Below are 15,396 nucleotides of genomic sequence, written 5' to 3'. Positions count from 1 at the left end.
GGACGCCCGCCGGCGGCATCGAACCGCCGCGGTGGCCTCGTACCACGCGGGTCTGGTCGGTCAGTCGGTCGGTCAGTTGTTCGGTCCCGGGTCGTCCGGGGCGGAGTTGTCCGGAGCGGAGTCTTCCGGCTCCGACTCGTTCGACTCGGGTTCCTTCGACGTGTCCCGCGTCTCGTCGAACGCCCAGTCGTCCGGCACACAGGGGTCGTTCGGGCTGTCGAAGCCGGCCTCGTAGTCGTACTTGATGCCGGTGTGGCCCTCCTTGCACGGGCTGGAGGGGACCTGCTCCGTCTCGGCCGGCTCGCCCTGGTGGATGGTCGCCGACCCCTCGGTTCCGGTGGTGGAGTAGAAATTCTCCATCGCGAAGTCCGTCGGCATCGGACCGTTCCCCGTCTTGAGGACGACGTAGTCGACGCCGTCGACGCCACGCTCGATGGCAGCCTGCGTGAGGTACCAGTCGATCCGGGTCGGTTCGCCGTCGCTGTTGGTCCCGGTGACGGCGAAGCAGACGTCGCCGTCCTGGAGCGGTTCGCCGTCCGCGACGCAGAACGACACGAAACTGATGCCCTTGCCCTGGACGCACTCCTGGCAGACCTCCTCGCAGTCCACGGTGCACTCGTCGTCCCACGGCGACTCGACGGCCATGTTGTGCCGGGCCTGTTCGCCGTAGAACTCGATGCGGAAGTCCGCCCGCGAGCCGCCCTCGATGCAGATGTCGCCGACGAGTTCCCACTCGAAGCCGATGCAGACCTCCTGGCCGGGCTCGAACGGTTCGACCGCGTCTGGCGTTTCCAGGTCGCTGTCGAGGCGGAACCCGGTGTGGAGCTCCGAGAGGACCTCACAGAGCGTCCCCTCGGTGATGGTGACGGTCTCCTCCCCCTCGGACTCGCCGTCGCAGTCCACGTCGTAGAACACCCGCACCTCGAGCTGGCGGTAGAGGTTCGCCAGCGCGTGGTCGCCGACGTCCGTGCACGGCGACTCCGGGCAGCTGGTCCGGAACCAGAGCCAGGCGACGTTGTTCGTGCCGTCGTCGGGGAGGCGCACCCGGGCGCTGCCCGAGCCGGTCCGGTTCTCCGCGTCGAGGTCCGGGAGGTCGATGTCGATGACCGTCCCGTTGACGAACTCCGGGCACATGCCGGGTTCGACGACCTGGCCTTCGCCGCCGGCGTCGGCCGCGTGGAAGCCGGCGTCCTGCCAGCAGATGTCGAGGTCGAGGCTCCCTGCGGTGAACAGGCCGCTGAACGCCTCCCTGTCGAGCAGGGTGGCGGTCGTCCCCGTCGCGCCGGCTGCCGCGGTGATGGCGCCCACGCTTCCCAGCGTGTACAGCAGCCGGCGGCGGCTGACGCGTCCACCCTCTCTCACGATGTCACCTCGCGAGTTTCCCTCCGTCCTCCGTGGCGATTCGCACGCCCCCGCGCGGACGCGACCGTCTCGCGTCTCTGTCGGCTTCGTGCGTCTCCTGTTCGAGTCATGTCTGATTCCCCATTGATGTGGCGTCGTGCCAGCTGTCGCTGCCCGTTTCGGCTCCGGCCGGGCGGGCACGCGACTCCCCCTGACAGACGACCATATGTTTCTTGATACATTAGGTATGCTGAAGCTACTGCGCGGTAACCCGGGTGAACGTTCACAGAACCGTTCGATAGGCCGGGACAGTTCCGGTCGAACAGCCGGTTAGACGCCGCGCAGTCTACCGGTTCTCTGGTGAACTGTTCCGACCGTCCACGAGATCACCGGCGCCACCGCGGCTACGGTCCGTTCCCGGCGACCGCCGAGATGCGGCAGGTCGACCACACGTGCGCGTCACCGGGGCTGGCTCACGGAGCCACTCCGAGTTCGGTTCGTGTGAAGCGATGGACGAAAGACGTAGCCGAAAATCGGGGGCGACCACGCACCTACAGGTTGGCGCGGCACTGCTCCAGCGTGAACTCGAAGCCGACGCGGACCGAGTCCGTCTGGGTGACGTTCACGTCGACGGTGATGCCCGTCTCGATGTCACCGGCCTGGTAGAACCCACGCTGGCGGAGCTCGTCGTTGAGCGTCAACTTCGCGTCGCCGTCGTTGTCGTCGACGGTGACTCCACCCTCGACGACGAAGGTGTTCTCGGTGAAGCGGTTGACCAGCAACAGGTCTTCGAACCCGAGCCCCTGCGGGTCGGTCTCCGCACACGCGAGGAACCAGCTCAGCTGGTAACTGTGGACGTCGAGATCGAAACAGAGAGCCTCTGTCGCGACCGCGTTGCCCGACGGTTCGAGCTGGACACCGGGCGTGCCGGCGTCGACCAGCGTCTCGACCAGTCCGGTCAGCGAGCCGGCGTAGAGCACGTCGTCGTCCATGTCGTCCGCGGCGGCGACCACCTTGTCGAAGACGACGTCGAACGACTGGTAGACGCCGTCGGACTTCAGGAGGACAGCGTAGAGGTACGGGCCCAGTTCGCCCGCCAGCTCCGTTCCCGAGAGGATGTCGAAACCGGCGGTGTCGAAGTTCGCGTCCAGCGTCTCGCCTGCCTCCTCCTCCGACTCGAACACGCCGTTCTCGACGTTCTCGGCGACGCCCTCCTGCGTGAGCTCGTCGACGGCGAGCGAGAGGAACGCGAGCGACGGGTTCCCGCAGACGTGGATGTCGAACTGGAGCGCGCCGAGGTCCTTCGGCTTCACGTCGTCGAGTTCGAGGAAGATACCCTCGGCGCCGTCGACCAGTCCCGGCAGGAAGAGGTCGTTCGGTACCTGGTCGACCCCGACCGCGGTCAGCCCCTCGATGCTGTCAATGCTGATACCGATGTCGGTCAGGTCGGTCAGCGAACAGGCGTCGATGGTTCGGATGTCGTCGCGCCACGACGCGAACGAGAGCGGTTCGTCGGTCGCGTCGCGGAACGCCGGCGCCTCCGCCAGCAGGTACTGCATGTCATTCCCGCCGGGGACGATCGGCGGGCGGTCCGCAAGCGGGACCTCCTGAAGGTCGTAGCGCTCCCAGGCCTCGTAGACCGACCGGAAACTGAGGACGTTGTCGACCCGGCCGGCCTCGAACCAGCCCTCGAGTGCTTCCCTGTCGCTGTAGAAGGCCGTCGTGCCGAGCCCCGCTCCTGCACTCGCCACCCCGATGGTCCCGAGCCCGGCCAGGACCTTGCGACGTGTGAGTTGTGACCGTCGTGATTGCATGATGTAGATACCTCTTCCGAGGTGAGGACCCACCGGCGGTGTCGAACCGCCGCGTGACCGGCCATCGGGTCACGGATTCCCCTCGTGGGTCGGGTCAGGTGTCGGGAAGAGACGGACCGGTCCGGACCCGCGGTCGGGTCAGGGGCGTCTGGTCCCGGTGTTCACGATCAGGCCGGCGCGGTGGTGCCGTCGTCGCCGTTGTCGCCGTTGTCGCCGTTCTCTTCCGGAACGGTGTTGTGGCGGCACTGTTCGGCGGTGAACTCCAGCCCGAAGTGGACCGTGTCGGTCTGGGTGATGTTCACGAGGCCGTCGAGTTCGTCCGCACTGCCCAGTTCGTATTCCTCGATGAGGAACTCGGCGTAGTTGTCGAAACCACAGGCTCCGAGGTCGATGTAGCCCGGCTCCGCCATGGTGCCCTCTGCCTTGCACGGGATGTACCACTCGAGGGCGAAGCAGTGTACGCCCTCCTGCCAGCAGTTGCCCGCGGTGTTGGTCGCCTCACCGAGCGTGCAGACCGCCTCCTCACCGGCTCCGGGCGGGAGGATGACGCCGTCTTCGTCGATGATGTCGAGGAAGCCCGAGAGGGGACCCTCGTACAGGCAGACCTCTTCACCGGCGACGACCTGGGCGGCCTTCACCAACTGAACGATGTCGAGCCATGCGGCGTCCGTCTCCTCGGGCGTGTTGACCACGAAGACCTGTCCGTCGAAGTCGGCGAACTCGTCCACGGTAGCGTCACCCGGCTGGATGAGCACCATGACGACCTCGTCGACACCGTCGCGGCCAAGGGCTTCGTCAGCTGCGTCACGAGCACCCTCGACGTTCTCGACACCGTTCGAGGTGGCGACGACGATGTTGTAGTCCGCACAGTCCTCGACGCGGTCGGCGGCGTCGGTGATGCCGGTCGCGACGCTCCCGTTGGCGTCGGCCTGGTCACCGTTGTAGTCGTCGTTGATCAGGGTCCGGAGCGCTGCTGCGTCCGTCGTGGGGTCGATGCTGTTCGCGTTGATGATGGGGTTCTCATCCCCGTCACCGTTGAACAGCGTGACACCGATATGCTTCGGGGTGAGGTCATCGTCGTCCGGGTCGACCTCGTCCTCGAGTGCGTCGATCAGGGCGAGTGCCCCGTCCTTCGTCTTCGCGATCTTGGTCGGGTCTGCCTCACCGCCGGGAACGTACTCCGCGTCCATGGAGTCGCTGTTGTCCAGTGCGAGCTGGACACAGACGGTCTGGGGTTCCTGGTCACGCACGTTGTTGCAGTTCGGGTCGTACCAGAAGCACACGTGCATGAAGTCCTGGAGCTCACCCATCGGGTCGTCGAGGATGTCACCGAACTCGATCTCGGGCTCGGTGCTGTTGTTGACGCCCTCGCGGTAGTCCTCCTCGAAGCGCGGTCCGTCGGTGTCGCCCTCGGAGTCACCGGTCGCACGCATCTTCAGGTACGACGGGTTGCCACAGAGGTGTAGCGAGAAGGTGGTCTCACCACGGTCGAGCGGCTTGATGTCCATCAGGTCGATGAACATGCCCTCTTCGCCGTCGATGAGTTGTGCGCCGAGTTCGGTCTTCGGTGTCGCACAGGCGTCGATCTCGAGGACACGGCGGCCCCACTCGTCGTGGGTCAGGACCTCACCGAAGTCCGGGACGGAGCCGAGCTGGTACACCATGTCGTCCGTCTCAGGGACGATGGGCGGACGCTGTTCCATGGGGATGTTCTGCAGGTCGTAGCGCTCCCACGGCATGTAGGTCGTGCGGTAGTCCAGAAGCAGGTCGACGCGACCAGCCTCGAACCATCCCTCGACGGATTCACGGTCACTGTAGAACGCAGTGGTGCCGAGGCCTGCGCCCGCGGACGCGACCCCGATCGTTCCGAGTCCGGCCAGTACCTGGCGCCGGGACAGTTTCATCGAATTCTTTTGTGTCATGGTTCTTCGTTGTTGGTATCGCTGTTGCGTGTGCCCGCCTCCCCCCGGAGGTCCGGTCGGAACGGGTCGAGCTATCCTTGGGTTGTTACCAACTTACTTATGATTCGCTTCGTGGTGGTCGAAGCAACCAGTAGAGTTCCCGAGTACCGGGTTACCACGAGGATATCACCGGTTAGAACCCCGTAGCTCGAGCCTACAGTCGATGCAGTCGCTCGGTTTTCAGCCGAGAAACCTCAAAATATCAGGAAATTACGGTATCAAATCCATATCTAAGTATATCACAGCCGCTATATTCGGATAGCACACATGCTAGCCGGGACCGGGGGGTCCTGGGGAGGCAGCGTGGGGGAAGTATGTTTCCAGTTACGACACGACGCAATCGGCTACAGGAGTGCGACATCCACCAGATTCTCAGCAACCCGCGCAGGCGGGAGACACTGCGGGTCCTGAACCGCTCGGCGGGGTCGATCTCGCTGCGGGACCTCTCAGAGCTCATCGCCTCCATCGAATCTGGCGAGACACCGGCACCGCGGAACATCCGCGAGACGGTCTACATCTCGCTGCACCAGACGCACCTGCCGAAGCTCGACGAACTCGGCATCCTCCAGTACGACTGCAACCGCAAGGTCATCACCCTCGACGAGGGGGCTCGCGAGGTCGCCCAGTACATGGACGTGACGACGGGCCACGGCATCACCTGGGGCGAGTACTACCGCGGGCTCGGCGTGCTCGGCCTCTGTGCCGTGGTCGCGTCGGTCAACGGTCTCCCGCTCCTCGGACAGCTCCACCCGAGCCTCGTCGCCAGCGGGTTCCTCGCGACGTTCGCGGCCTCGACGGCCTACCAGCTGTGGAAGTTCCGGGGGTCGCTCCGGCGGCAGTTCTTCGGCTGATTCTTTCTCCGTTCTCTGCTCGACGCCGACCCGCGAGCGACAGCCCTCGTCCACGGGCTCGGTCGGGGTCGAACGTCGCGTTCGCCCACCGGTAGGGCGTGCCAGAAACGGCCGCAGTGGGCGGGTTTTCTCCCGGTATCGGTGTGCCCACCCTTCGTGCCCAATGCAGCTGGTCGGCTGGTCGGTAGGCAGGGTGCAACCGGGTCGGCAGGCGCATCCGACGGCCCAGGGCGGCGACCAGCGACAGGGGGAGTCGCGTCCGAAGGTTCGTGGCCACCCCGGCCGTTTTCCGTCTCGTGGCTGTCTCGTGGCTCCGTAGCTCGCGCTCTCGCTGACGTACCGGGCAGGTCCATCTTGCCATACCCGACTGGTCCATCGGTCGCACCCGGGCAGCACCCTGGCAGCAGTGACGCTCACCGGCCGAGGGTCCGGTGGCACTCGCCCGGCAGAACGAAGAGCATCGATGTAGCCGTGAAGGAACAGACGCCGGCAGTGCCGTGGCTCTGTGCCCGAACGGTGTACAGTACGAAAAGGACCGGGTCTCGTCGCTCGCGCTCGACAGGCGGGACTACGGCTGTTGCTGTTCCAGCGACTCCGTGTCGATCTCCGTCTCGAACAGCCGTGCGCCACACTCCTGGCACGACGTGGCGACCACGTCGTACGACCGGCAGCAGGACTTGACGACGCGCTGGCCGAGCGTGACGCGGCCGCCACAGATGGGGCACTCCTCGAGGAACAGGCGCAGGCCACCCAGCATCTCCGAGCGGAGCATCATCGGGAGGTCGTGCCAGTCGTCGTAACGCGACTCGAGTTCCTTCGCGGCGGCCATATCCGCGACGAACGCGCCGCGGGACTCCCACTGGGCCAGCCACTCGCCGTCGACCCAGGCGATGAACGACTCCGAGCCGTGTTCGGTGATGGCGAGCCGCTCCTCCTCGACGCCCAGCAGGCCGGCGAGTTCGTCGATGTCGGCGTCACGGGCGGCGACGTGTGCCATCCGCTCGGCCCACGCCGCGGCGAACGTGGGCGTGAGCATCACGTCGTTCTGGTCCGGCGTCTCCTCGATGATACCCGCCTCGAGCAGCGTCGATTCCATGTCGAACTCGCCGCCGTCGTACCGTGGCTTCGCCTCCTTGTCGAAGACCCGTAGGAGCCAGTCCGGGAAGTACCGCTTGGTCAACTCGGGCGTCCCCGGGACCAGGTAGCCCCGGAAGTAGATCATCCCGAGCGAGAACGCCGCCACGCCCACGGCGGCCGGCGGCCAGAGGAGGACCGACCCGCCCGTCAGCACCGCGGCTATCGCGAGATTGGTCACGGTACACGGGATACAGCGGTTCTCCCCGGTGTACTCCGGACGACGTATCCGACTCACTATCGACTCTCCTGGCGTAGATGTGCCTGCCTGTTGCATGCTGTCTCCCCCGGTGGTCGCGACAGCGACCACACGTCACGTTATTTACAGCCCAGCAGAGTATAGGTATGATACCATTACCCAGAGGTGGCTGCGTCTCCCGGCGGGATACGACGCCCAAAAGACCAGAATCGATACACTTAGCCGACGAAACCGCAACACGACGAAACCGCCGCCTCTCCCACCATTACCCCGCCAAGCGAAAGATTAAGACTACTCACTCCCTTGTTAACTACTAGTGAAACACACTTCTCCATCGACGGATATGGTCGTCGCGGACCCGGGGGACGGGGGGCCGTCTGTGACGGTGGCACAGGTGGCGGGCGATGGAACGGGGGGCACTGTCCTCACACAGGACACCGTGTTCCACACGCTGAGCAACCAGCGTCGCCGCCTCGTCCTCGAGGCACTCGCGGAGCACGAACAGGTGACGGTGCGGGAGCTGACGAGTTACGTCGCCGCGCGCGAATGCGGCATCGACGAGGCGGACCTGGACTACAAGCAGCGAAAGCGGGTGTACACCTCGCTCGTCCAGACCCACCTCCCGATGATGCAGAAACACGACATCGTCGCGTACGACAAGTCACGCGGGACCGTCGAGCCGGCGGCCGACCTCGCCGCGTTCGACGTCTACCTCGAGGTGGTGCCCGAGGACGAACTGCACTGGAGCGAGTTCTACCTCGGCCTCTCGGCCGTCTTCGGCATCCTCGTCGGGCTCGCCTGGCTCGGGCTCGCACCCTTCGCGAGTCTCGGCGGCCTCGCGTACGCCGCGCTGTTCACGGTCGCACTCGCGGTCACCGCGGCTGTCCACCTGCGGTCCGCACGGCAGAAACGGCTCGACGAGCAGGAACGGCGGTCGTTCGTCGAAGACGACGACCCTACGCGATGAGTTTCTCCTCGCCACGCTCGACGACGACGCGACACGGCGGGGAGATCTTGTTGTACGCGCGGCGGAACGCGTCCTTGACGACGGGTGCCTGCTCGACGGTACACCAGCACGTGAACAGTCGCTCGCCGCGCTGGATGCGCGCGGCCGTGCCGACGACCTTCCCGAACGCCTGGCGCATCCCGTCGGAGACACGGTCTGCCCCAGCACCGGTCGCCTGCTTGTTCTCGCGCAGGACGTGGTGCGGGAACTTCCGCAGGATCATGTAGTAGTTGCCCTCACCGAGCTCCTTGATGAGGTGGCGGTTCGCCGAGAGCCGCGAGGCCTCCAGCGACCCGTGGCGAATCTGGCACTCCTCCTCGAGCACCAGACTGATCTGGACCGGCCAGTCGTCGGGTTCCGAGCCGGTGTCGCCCATCTTGTGCTGTGCAATCTTCGAGCCGGGGATGCCCGTGATGTACTCGCGTCGCGTGTACGCGGGCTTGGAGATCTCCCGGTACATGGAGGCGGGTTTGTCCGACATGGTCAGTACGGAAAACTCACTGTCAGGGTGCGAATAAACCTGTTCATTCGAAGTCGGCCCGTGGGTCGAACCACGCGTAGGCCACGTCCTGCAGGAAGTTCGCCCCGATGCCGGCGTACGCGACGGCCATCGTCGTCCCGATGATGACGGGGACGTTCCGGTCCCGGATGGCCTGGAGCGCGAGCGACCCGAGGCCCCGGACGGGGAAGACGAACTCGAGGACGAACACCTGCACGACCAGCGTCGACACCATGTCCGCGAAGACGAGCGAGACCAGCGGGAGCGCGGCGTTCGAGAGCACGTGCCTGACGATGCGGAGGTTCCCCGCGCCAGTCGAGCGTACCAGTTTGATGAAATCCTCGCCGAGTATCTCGGCCGACTCGGCCCGGACGTACCGCAACTGGCCGCCCGTCAGCGTCGACGTGAGCACCAGCGTCGGGAGGAGGTAGCCCCACACCGAGAGCGGGTCGCCGACCAGGGCGCCGAGCGGGTCGCCCGGGTACGTGGGCTGGAGGCCCAGCTCGACCGCGAGCCCGAACGTCACCAGCGCCGCGAGGAAGTAGTTCGGGAGGCCGAGCCCGAAGTAGCCGGTGGTCGAGACGAACGACGTGAGCCGGGAGTCGGGGTTCATCGCGGCGTAGGACCCGATGGCGAGTGCGAGGCCGAACGAGAGGGCGAGCGCCGGCAGGACGTACGCGAGCGTCCGCGGGATGGTCTCGGCGAGCAGGTCGGTCACCGGGGCGCGCTTGTTGCCGAAGCTCCCGACCGAGCGCCCCCAGTCCAGCGTGGAGAGGTCGACGAGCCAGTTCACGTACCGGTCGAGCAGTGGCTCGTCGAGGTTCTTCGCCTCCTTCACCGCGGCGACGGCGGCCTCGGGGTCCTCCGCGCCGTAGGCGACGAGGCCGAGGTTGGGGTCCGGCATGAGCGCCACCACGAAGAACGCGATGCTCATCACGATGTACGTCGCGAGGAGGGCGAAACCGAACCGCCGGAGGACGAACGTGGCCCTGCTCACGGGGTCTCACCCCGGTCGAATCGGTCGTTCTGGGAGGGTACGGAGACCATACCGGAGTATCTCGCTAGGGGAGGAAATACCGGACGGAGACGCAAACGAGCGTTTGACATTCCGTCTCACGGCCGGCGGCTGCGGGCCGGCCGGTCGGCGGCCGCTGCAACCCTGACTCACTCCAGGTCGGTCCGGGGGTCGAACCAGGCGGCCGCCACGTCCTGCAGGAAGTTCGCGCCGATGCCCGCGTACGCGATGGCCATGGTCGAGCCGATGATGACCGGCATGTTGCGGTCGGAGACGGCCTGGAGCGTGAGCGTCCCGATGCCCTGCAGGCCGAACACGAACTCGATGACGAACACCTGCACGACCAGCGTCGACACCATGTCCGCGAAGAAGAGCGAGAGGAGGGGCAAGGCGGCGTTCGAGAGCACGTGCCGGACGACCCGCAGGTCGCTGGCGCCCTTCGCCTCGACCAGTTTCACGAAGTCCCGTCCGAGCAACTCGCTCGACTCGGCCCGGACGTAGCGCAACTGCCCGGCCGCAAGCGAGGTCGCGAGCACCACCGCCGGGACGAGGTAGGGCCACAGCGAGACCGGGTCGGCGAGGTCGATGCGCCGGGGGAACGCGAGCGTCACCCAGTCGAACTCCGTGTTGGCCGCGAAGAACAGCAACTCGGCGACGAAGAAGCTCGGGACGCCGAGCGCGAGGTAGCCGACCGAGGAGACGGCCTCGGCGAGGCGCGAGTCCGGGCGCAGAGCCACGTAGGAGCCGAGGGCGAGTGCGAGCGTCGTCGAGAGCAGGAGTGCCGGGACGAGGTAGGCGAGCGTGACCGGAATCGTGGTCTCCAGGAGCTCCGTCACCGGTAGCCCGCGGTCGCCGAACCCACCGACCGAGCGCCCCCAGTCGAACGTCGTCACGTCGACGAGCCAGTTCACGTACCGGTCGTACAGCGGCTCGTTCAGGTTCTTCGCCTCGACGACGGCCTGTGCCGCCTCGTCGGGGTCGTCCTTCGCCAGCCAGGCGGCGTACCCGACGTTCGGGTCCGGGATGATGGCGACGACGAAGAACGAGACGGTCATCACCACGTAGGCCGCGAGGACGGAGAACCCGAGCCGGCGCGCGAGAAACGAGAGCCTGCTCACGGGCGCACCACGCTCTCGGGCACGACTGTCGGCTGCATATGTCTCCGTGACCCCGTCGCACACGAAAACGTCTCCGGTGACGAAAATGGCCATTTTACATTATGTCAATTACTAATACTGCGTCCGTGTGGAGTCTCTCATGGTCTCGCTCACCAGACCCCGCGACCCGTCGAAGACGGAGGCGATACGATGAGCGAGACGTTCGAGAACGTCGACTGGGACGAACTCGACGGCGGCGCCTCGCTGCCCTCGATCCGCGTCCTCGTGTTCCTCGTCGGCGTGGCCGTCCTCGTCGCCGCGTTCCTCTACGACTACTTCGTCCTCCCACCGACGACGTCGACCTTCCAGGCGGTCGGCCCGCGCATCGACCTCGGGTTCTTCCTCGTCACCAAGTTCACGTGGGACCTCGTCGAGACCGACTGGCTGTTCGTGCTCTCGGTCTGGACCGTCCTGCTGTTCGTCGTGGTCCCCTTCGCGACCTCGGCTCGGCTCCGGGGCCGCTACTGGCGGGTCATCCGCGCCCGTCCCCTCGCGATGGCGAGTCTCGCGTACCTCACGCTCGTGGTCGTGACCGGCTTCCTCGGCCCCATCTTCTGGAAGCCCGACCTCAACCTCCCCCACGCCTTCCAGCCGCCGGCGTTCCTGTGGGGGCCCGCCCGCCCGGCAAACCCCTGTGTCGGCGTCGAGACGGCAGAGCGCTGCTACGGGACGCTCAGGTACCCACTCGGCACCAGCCCCTACGGCAAGAACATGATCCCCCTCCTCTTCTCGGGTGCCCACATCGCCGTCAAGGTCGCCCTCATCACCGGCACCATCATCGTGCCCATCGCGACGGTCGTCGGCTCCGTCGCGGGCTACTTCGGCGGCCGGGTCGACACCGTCCTGATGAGCTACGTCGACGTCCAGCAGACCATCCCCGCGTTCGTCGCCTACCTCGTGCTCTCGTACTGGGGCCGGTCGCTGTTCCTGTTCGTCGCCGTCTTCGGCCTGCTGTCGTGGGGTGGCCTCGCCAGGCTGGTGCGCTCGGAGGCCATCCAGCGCAGCGAGGACGCCTACGTGCTGGCCGCGAAGAGCGCCGGCGCCTCGGACCTGTCCATCCTCGTCAAGCACGTCATCCCGAACGTCGCGAACGCCGCCATCGTCGGCCTCACGCGCCTGATTCCGACCATCATCCTCATCGAGGCGGCCATCTCGTACATGGACATGAACGACATCATGATCGCCTCCTGGGGCGAGATCGCCGCCCAGGGGATGGGCACGTTCAGCGCCGAGTTCCCCTACGTCTACTGGATCGCCCTCTGGCCGGTGCTGGCGCTGGCGCTGACGGTCGTCTCGGCGTCGATCCTCGGGGACGCCGTCCGCGACGGCCTTGACCCCCGGAGCGCCCGGTAGCACACAGATGCCGGGTCACGCCGGCTGCAGGCGTGCCCGTCTTCAGTCGTCGGCGGCAGCCCAGACCGGCGAGAAGTCGCTCTCGTCCTCCGCCACGTCCTCCCAGGCCGCGACACCGCGTTCCTCGTCGGTGCCCGGAATCGTGTTGTCGAGCAGCAGCGCGACCAGCCCGCCGACGGCCATGCCCGTGCCGCCGATGACGAACAGCGTGTTCGCGACCGGGTCGGTGCCGAGCACCGGCCCGAGGACCGCGATGCCCGCCAGGCCCTCCTTCAGTGCCGCGACGCCCTCGAGCCCGTTCATGTAGTTCGGAATCGCGAGCCCCGTGAACAGGGCGATACCGATGACGAACACGTTCCGCGAGGAGTCGAGGTCGACGTACTCCAGGTTCGAGAGGCCGACCGCGACGATCTGGCCGAACATCGCGACGAACAGCCCGCCGACGATGGGCGCGGGGATGGTCGCGATGAGCTGGCCGAAGGGACCGAAGAACCCGACGACCAGCATCACGGCCGCACCGACCTGCACGACGCGCCGGGAGGCGACACCCGTGAGCCCGATGGCCCCGATGTTCTCGGAGTAGGAGGTCGACCCGCCGGCGCCCATGATGCCGGCGAAGACGTTCATCAGCCCCTCCATCCCGATACCGTGGTTGATGCGGGACTCGCTCGGCGCGCCGGACCCGGTCAACCGGGCGACCGCGTGGTAGTCGCCGAAGCTCTCGACGATGGAGGCCAGCACGCCCGCGAACATCCCGATGGCGAACGCCGCCTCGAACCGGGGCATCCCCCACTGGAGCGGGTAGATGGCGAACACCAGCTCGACGTCGGTGACCGACGCGAGGTCGACGTAGCCCTTCGTCCCCGACGCGAGGACGCCGGTGACGCTGAGCCCCGCTGCGACCAGCCACGAGAGGACGATGGCGAGCAGCACCGGGAACAGCTGGAACACCCGGTGGCCGTCGCCGAGGTACTGCGAGAACAGCACGACCAGCCCGACCGTCAGCCCGAGCAGCCACCAGTTCTGGTCCGGCGCGGTGATCTGCGGGACGTTGAACAGCGACAGCCCGATGAGGGCGATGGTCGGCGCGACCACGACCGGCGACAGCAGCCGGCGGAGGCGCCCGACGATACCGAGGTAGCCGATGAACACCTCGGTCGTCGCCGCCGCGATGATGGCGCCCTGCAGGAACAGCAACTTGCTCTCCCAGGCGACACCGCCCGGCAGCGTCGGCGCGGTCGCCACGATGGCCAGCGCCGGCGCGAGCATCGAGAACGGTGCCCCCTGCACGATGGGGTAGCGGTTCCCGAACGTCGTCTGCGCCAGCGTCGCGATGCCGGAGACCACGAAGAACGTCCCCACGAACTTCGCGGTCACCCCCGCGGGCATGCCCATCGCCCCCGCGAGAATCAGCGGGACCGCGATGTTCGCGCCGACCATCGTCAGGTAGTGCTGGACCCCCAGCAGTACCGACGTGGACAGCGGCGGTTCGTCCTCGATACCGTACTCGACGAAACTCGACCCGTCGTCCGAGCCCGTCTGCGATGTTCCGTCCGTGTCTCCCTCGGTCATGACGTCACCACTCGGTCCCTCCACATCGTCCAGAATAGGTGTATTGATTCGTTCCTGCACGACCGGAATCCGCGAGAGCGTCGTGCCGGCTGGTTCTCGCCGGCGGAGAACCAGCAGCGGCGTTGACGTTCACGGGACACGTCTCGTCTAGTATGACCACCGCCACCACGACCAGACCCGTCCCTGCCGCCGGTGCCGGCATCGGCATCGGTGTCGGCTTCGGCGCCTTCGTGGGCCTCCTCGTCTCGACGCTCGTCGGCGCCGACCTCGCGAACGGCCTCACCTTCGGCGCCGGCAGCGGGCTGTTGACCGGCCTGCTCACCGGCAGCCTCATCGACGCCTACCACGGTTCCGATTCGGCCGTCCCGGGCGTCGTCCTCGGTGCCGGTATCGGACTGCTGTTCGGCACCGCGGCCGGCATCGTCTCCGCCTGGTCGGTCTCCGGGTCCCTCGTGACCGGCCTCGTGCTCGGCGCCGCCGCCGGCCTCTTCACCGGGTCGGTCCTCGGTGCGGTCCTCGACTGGCTGACCACCAGGGAGTCCGACACCGAAGCCTGAGAGCGTTCTCGTTCGGGTCTATCGGGTGCTTCTCGGAATTGGGCGCTCGTAGGATGCTGCTCGGTCGGGGATTTGAACTCACCGAGACGGTCCGGGCATGCGGCGCTTCGCGCCGTTCCGGGCTGCGACTCGTCTGCTCAAATCCCGCTCCCTGCGCGTTCACGAATCACCACCCGCTCGCTGTCGCTCGCGGATTGGTTCAAGGAAAATGCTCGGTCGGGGATTTGAACCCCGGTCATCGGCTCGAAAGGCCGAAATGATTGGCCGGACTACACCAACCGAGCGTGCTCCGCATCCGAGACGAAGATGTGGGTAAGTATAAATCCGTCCTTTTGTTCCGGCGGTGGGTGGTGAATCACACTCACGCGAAGGAGAGCACGAGCGCGTAGACGCCCGTCAGGAGCGTCAGGGACGCGCCGAAGGTCGCGAACAGGAGCGGGTTGTTCATCCCCTCCACCTCGAGGAACGCGACATCGGGTTGCGCCGGGTCGACGTGTGCCGTCACGGACGCCCTGCCCTCGTACCGGGTGACGATCTCCCGGACCGGGTCGCGGTAGGGGTAGCCGACCCGCGTCCGGGTCGGGTAGACCTGCTCGGACTCGTAGGTCTCGCCCTCGAACTCGTACTGGTACCGGACGTGGGGGACGAAGTACGCCCCGTCGTCCGCCGGCGACCGCTGGCGCTCCTCGATTCCCGTCTCGACGACCCGTGCGTCGACGGCGACCGTGCCTGCGAGGACCCGCCGCTGTGACCGGTACTCCTGCACCCCGGCGTAGGTGAGCCACAGGCCGGCCAGCGCGAACGGGAACCCGATGAGGAACTCGATCATCCCGGCTAGATAGAGGCGCCCACGGCGCAAAAGTACGGGGGCGGGCGAGGCCTCTGCCGGTTCACCGGGCCGTCGATTGCCACCGCTACAAGCTTTAACCCGGGGCGG

General features: G+C 66.7%; 13 protein-coding genes and 1 tRNA gene. 4 read left to right on the top strand and 10 right to left on the bottom strand.

Features of this window, described 5'->3' with window-relative positions; translation table 11 throughout:
- Positions 1–72: 72 nt before the first annotated feature.
- The 3 genes from NOV86_RS01050 to NOV86_RS01040 form a co-directional block, all read right to left on the bottom strand.
- A complete protein-coding gene (locus NOV86_RS01050; protein WP_267639369.1) occupies positions 73–1,362 on the bottom strand; it encodes a hypothetical protein in 1,290 nt (429 codons plus the stop codon).
- A gap of 530 nt (positions 1,363–1,892) precedes the next feature.
- Positions 1,893–3,155, bottom strand: coding sequence for a hypothetical protein (locus NOV86_RS01045; RefSeq protein ID WP_267639368.1), 1,263 nt, complete (start codon positions 3,153–3,155; stop codon positions 1,893–1,895).
- Between the two features lie 167 nt (positions 3,156–3,322).
- The gene (locus NOV86_RS01040; protein WP_267639367.1) at positions 3,323–5,077 is read right to left on the bottom strand and encodes a SipW-dependent-type signal peptide-containing protein; all 1,755 of its coding nucleotides are present in this window, start codon (positions 5,075–5,077) and stop codon (positions 3,323–3,325) included.
- 353 nt (positions 5,078–5,430) lie between these two features.
- Between NOV86_RS01040 and NOV86_RS01035 the strand changes: the two genes are divergently transcribed.
- On the top strand, positions 5,431–5,967 hold the full coding sequence (locus NOV86_RS01035; protein ID WP_267639366.1) for a DUF7344 domain-containing protein: 537 nt from the start codon (positions 5,431–5,433) through the stop codon (positions 5,965–5,967).
- Positions 5,968–6,535: 568 nt separating this feature from the next.
- Here NOV86_RS01035 and NOV86_RS01030 read toward each other — a convergent pair.
- Complete coding sequence (locus tag NOV86_RS01030) at positions 6,536–7,339, bottom strand: DUF8054 domain-containing protein (RefSeq protein WP_267639365.1); 804 nt, start codon at positions 7,337–7,339, stop codon at positions 6,536–6,538.
- 304 nt (positions 7,340–7,643) lie between these two features.
- Between NOV86_RS01030 and NOV86_RS01025 the strand changes: the two genes are divergently transcribed.
- Entirely contained in the window at positions 7,644–8,267 is a 624-nt protein-coding gene (locus NOV86_RS01025) for a DUF7344 domain-containing protein (protein ID WP_267639364.1), read from the top strand.
- Here the strand turns inward: NOV86_RS01025 and NOV86_RS01020 are convergent.
- The 3 genes from NOV86_RS01020 to NOV86_RS01010 all read right to left on the bottom strand — a co-directional run bounded on the left by NOV86_RS01020 (position 8,257) and on the right by NOV86_RS01010 (position 10,938).
- Positions 8,257–8,787 carry a 50S ribosomal protein L16 gene (locus NOV86_RS01020; protein WP_267639363.1) on the bottom strand — a complete coding sequence of 177 codons (531 nt, stop codon included), beginning with the start codon at positions 8,785–8,787 and terminating at the stop codon, positions 8,257–8,259. The two genes, NOV86_RS01025 and NOV86_RS01020, sit on opposite strands and share 11 nt — an antisense overlap.
- Positions 8,788–8,830: 43 nt before the next feature.
- Positions 8,831–9,802 carry an ABC transporter permease gene (locus NOV86_RS01015; protein WP_267639362.1) on the bottom strand — a complete coding sequence of 324 codons (972 nt, stop codon included), beginning with the start codon at positions 9,800–9,802 and terminating at the stop codon, positions 8,831–8,833.
- 167 nt (positions 9,803–9,969) lie between these two features.
- A complete protein-coding gene (locus NOV86_RS01010) occupies positions 9,970–10,938 on the bottom strand; it encodes an ABC transporter permease (protein WP_267639361.1) in 969 nt (322 codons plus the stop codon).
- A 189-nt stretch (positions 10,939–11,127) separates the two neighbouring features.
- Between NOV86_RS01010 and NOV86_RS01005 the strand changes: the two genes are divergently transcribed.
- Positions 11,128–12,330 carry an ABC transporter permease gene (locus NOV86_RS01005; RefSeq protein WP_267639360.1) on the top strand — a complete coding sequence of 401 codons (1,203 nt, stop codon included), beginning with the start codon at positions 11,128–11,130 and terminating at the stop codon, positions 12,328–12,330.
- A 42-nt stretch (positions 12,331–12,372) separates the two neighbouring features.
- On the opposite strand, the gene NOV86_RS01000 is transcribed toward NOV86_RS01005, so the two are convergent.
- A complete protein-coding gene (locus NOV86_RS01000) occupies positions 12,373–13,902 on the bottom strand; it encodes a uracil-xanthine permease family protein (protein ID WP_267639359.1) in 1,530 nt (509 codons plus the stop codon).
- A 152-nt stretch (positions 13,903–14,054) separates the two neighbouring features.
- Between NOV86_RS01000 and NOV86_RS00995 the strand changes: the two genes are divergently transcribed.
- Complete coding sequence (locus NOV86_RS00995; RefSeq protein WP_267639358.1) at positions 14,055–14,459, top strand: hypothetical protein; 405 nt, start codon at positions 14,055–14,057, stop codon at positions 14,457–14,459.
- A gap of 209 nt (positions 14,460–14,668) precedes the next feature.
- On the opposite strand, the gene NOV86_RS00990 is transcribed toward NOV86_RS00995, so the two are convergent.
- Together NOV86_RS00990 and NOV86_RS00985 are read right to left on the bottom strand one after the other, a co-directional pair.
- Positions 14,669–14,743 (bottom strand) — tRNA-Glu (locus NOV86_RS00990).
- 77 nt (positions 14,744–14,820) lie between these two features.
- Complete coding sequence (locus tag NOV86_RS00985; protein WP_267639357.1) at positions 14,821–15,288, bottom strand: DUF3592 domain-containing protein; 468 nt, start codon at positions 15,286–15,288, stop codon at positions 14,821–14,823.
- Between the last annotated feature and the right edge of the window lie 108 nt (positions 15,289–15,396).

The sequence above is a fragment of the Haloarchaeobius amylolyticus genome (genome assembly GCF_026616195.1).
In the GTDB taxonomy this organism is placed as follows: Archaea; Halobacteriota; Halobacteria; order Halobacteriales; family Natrialbaceae; genus Haloarchaeobius; species Haloarchaeobius amylolyticus.
Note: the sequence above shows the minus strand (reverse complement) of the source record. Positions and strands in the feature narration are given on the sequence as shown.

Bases quoted from the DNA above. Each gene is read 5' to 3' on its own strand.
- NOV86_RS01045 (WP_267639368.1), bottom strand. From the start codon at position 3,155: ATGCAATCACGACGGTCACAACTCACACGTCGCAAGGTCCTGGCCGGG.
- NOV86_RS01040 (WP_267639367.1), bottom strand. From the start codon at position 5,077: ATGACACAAAAGAATTCGATGAAACTGTCCCGGCGCCAGGTACTGGCC.
- NOV86_RS01035 (WP_267639366.1), top strand. From the start codon at position 5,431: ATGTTTCCAGTTACGACACGACGCAATCGGCTACAGGAGTGCGACATC.
- NOV86_RS01025 (WP_267639364.1), top strand. From the start codon at position 7,644: ATGGTCGTCGCGGACCCGGGGGACGGGGGGCCGTCTGTGACGGTGGCA.
- NOV86_RS01020 (WP_267639363.1), bottom strand. From the start codon at position 8,787: ATGTCGGACAAACCCGCCTCCATGTACCGGGAGATCTCCAAGCCCGCG.
- NOV86_RS01005 (WP_267639360.1), top strand. From the start codon at position 11,128: ATGAGCGAGACGTTCGAGAACGTCGACTGGGACGAACTCGACGGCGGC.
- NOV86_RS01000 (WP_267639359.1), bottom strand. From the start codon at position 13,902: ATGACCGAGGGAGACACGGACGGAACATCGCAGACGGGCTCGGACGAC.
- NOV86_RS00995 (WP_267639358.1), top strand. From the start codon at position 14,055: ATGACCACCGCCACCACGACCAGACCCGTCCCTGCCGCCGGTGCCGGC.
- NOV86_RS00985 (WP_267639357.1), bottom strand. From the start codon at position 15,288: ATGATCGAGTTCCTCATCGGGTTCCCGTTCGCGCTGGCCGGCCTGTGG.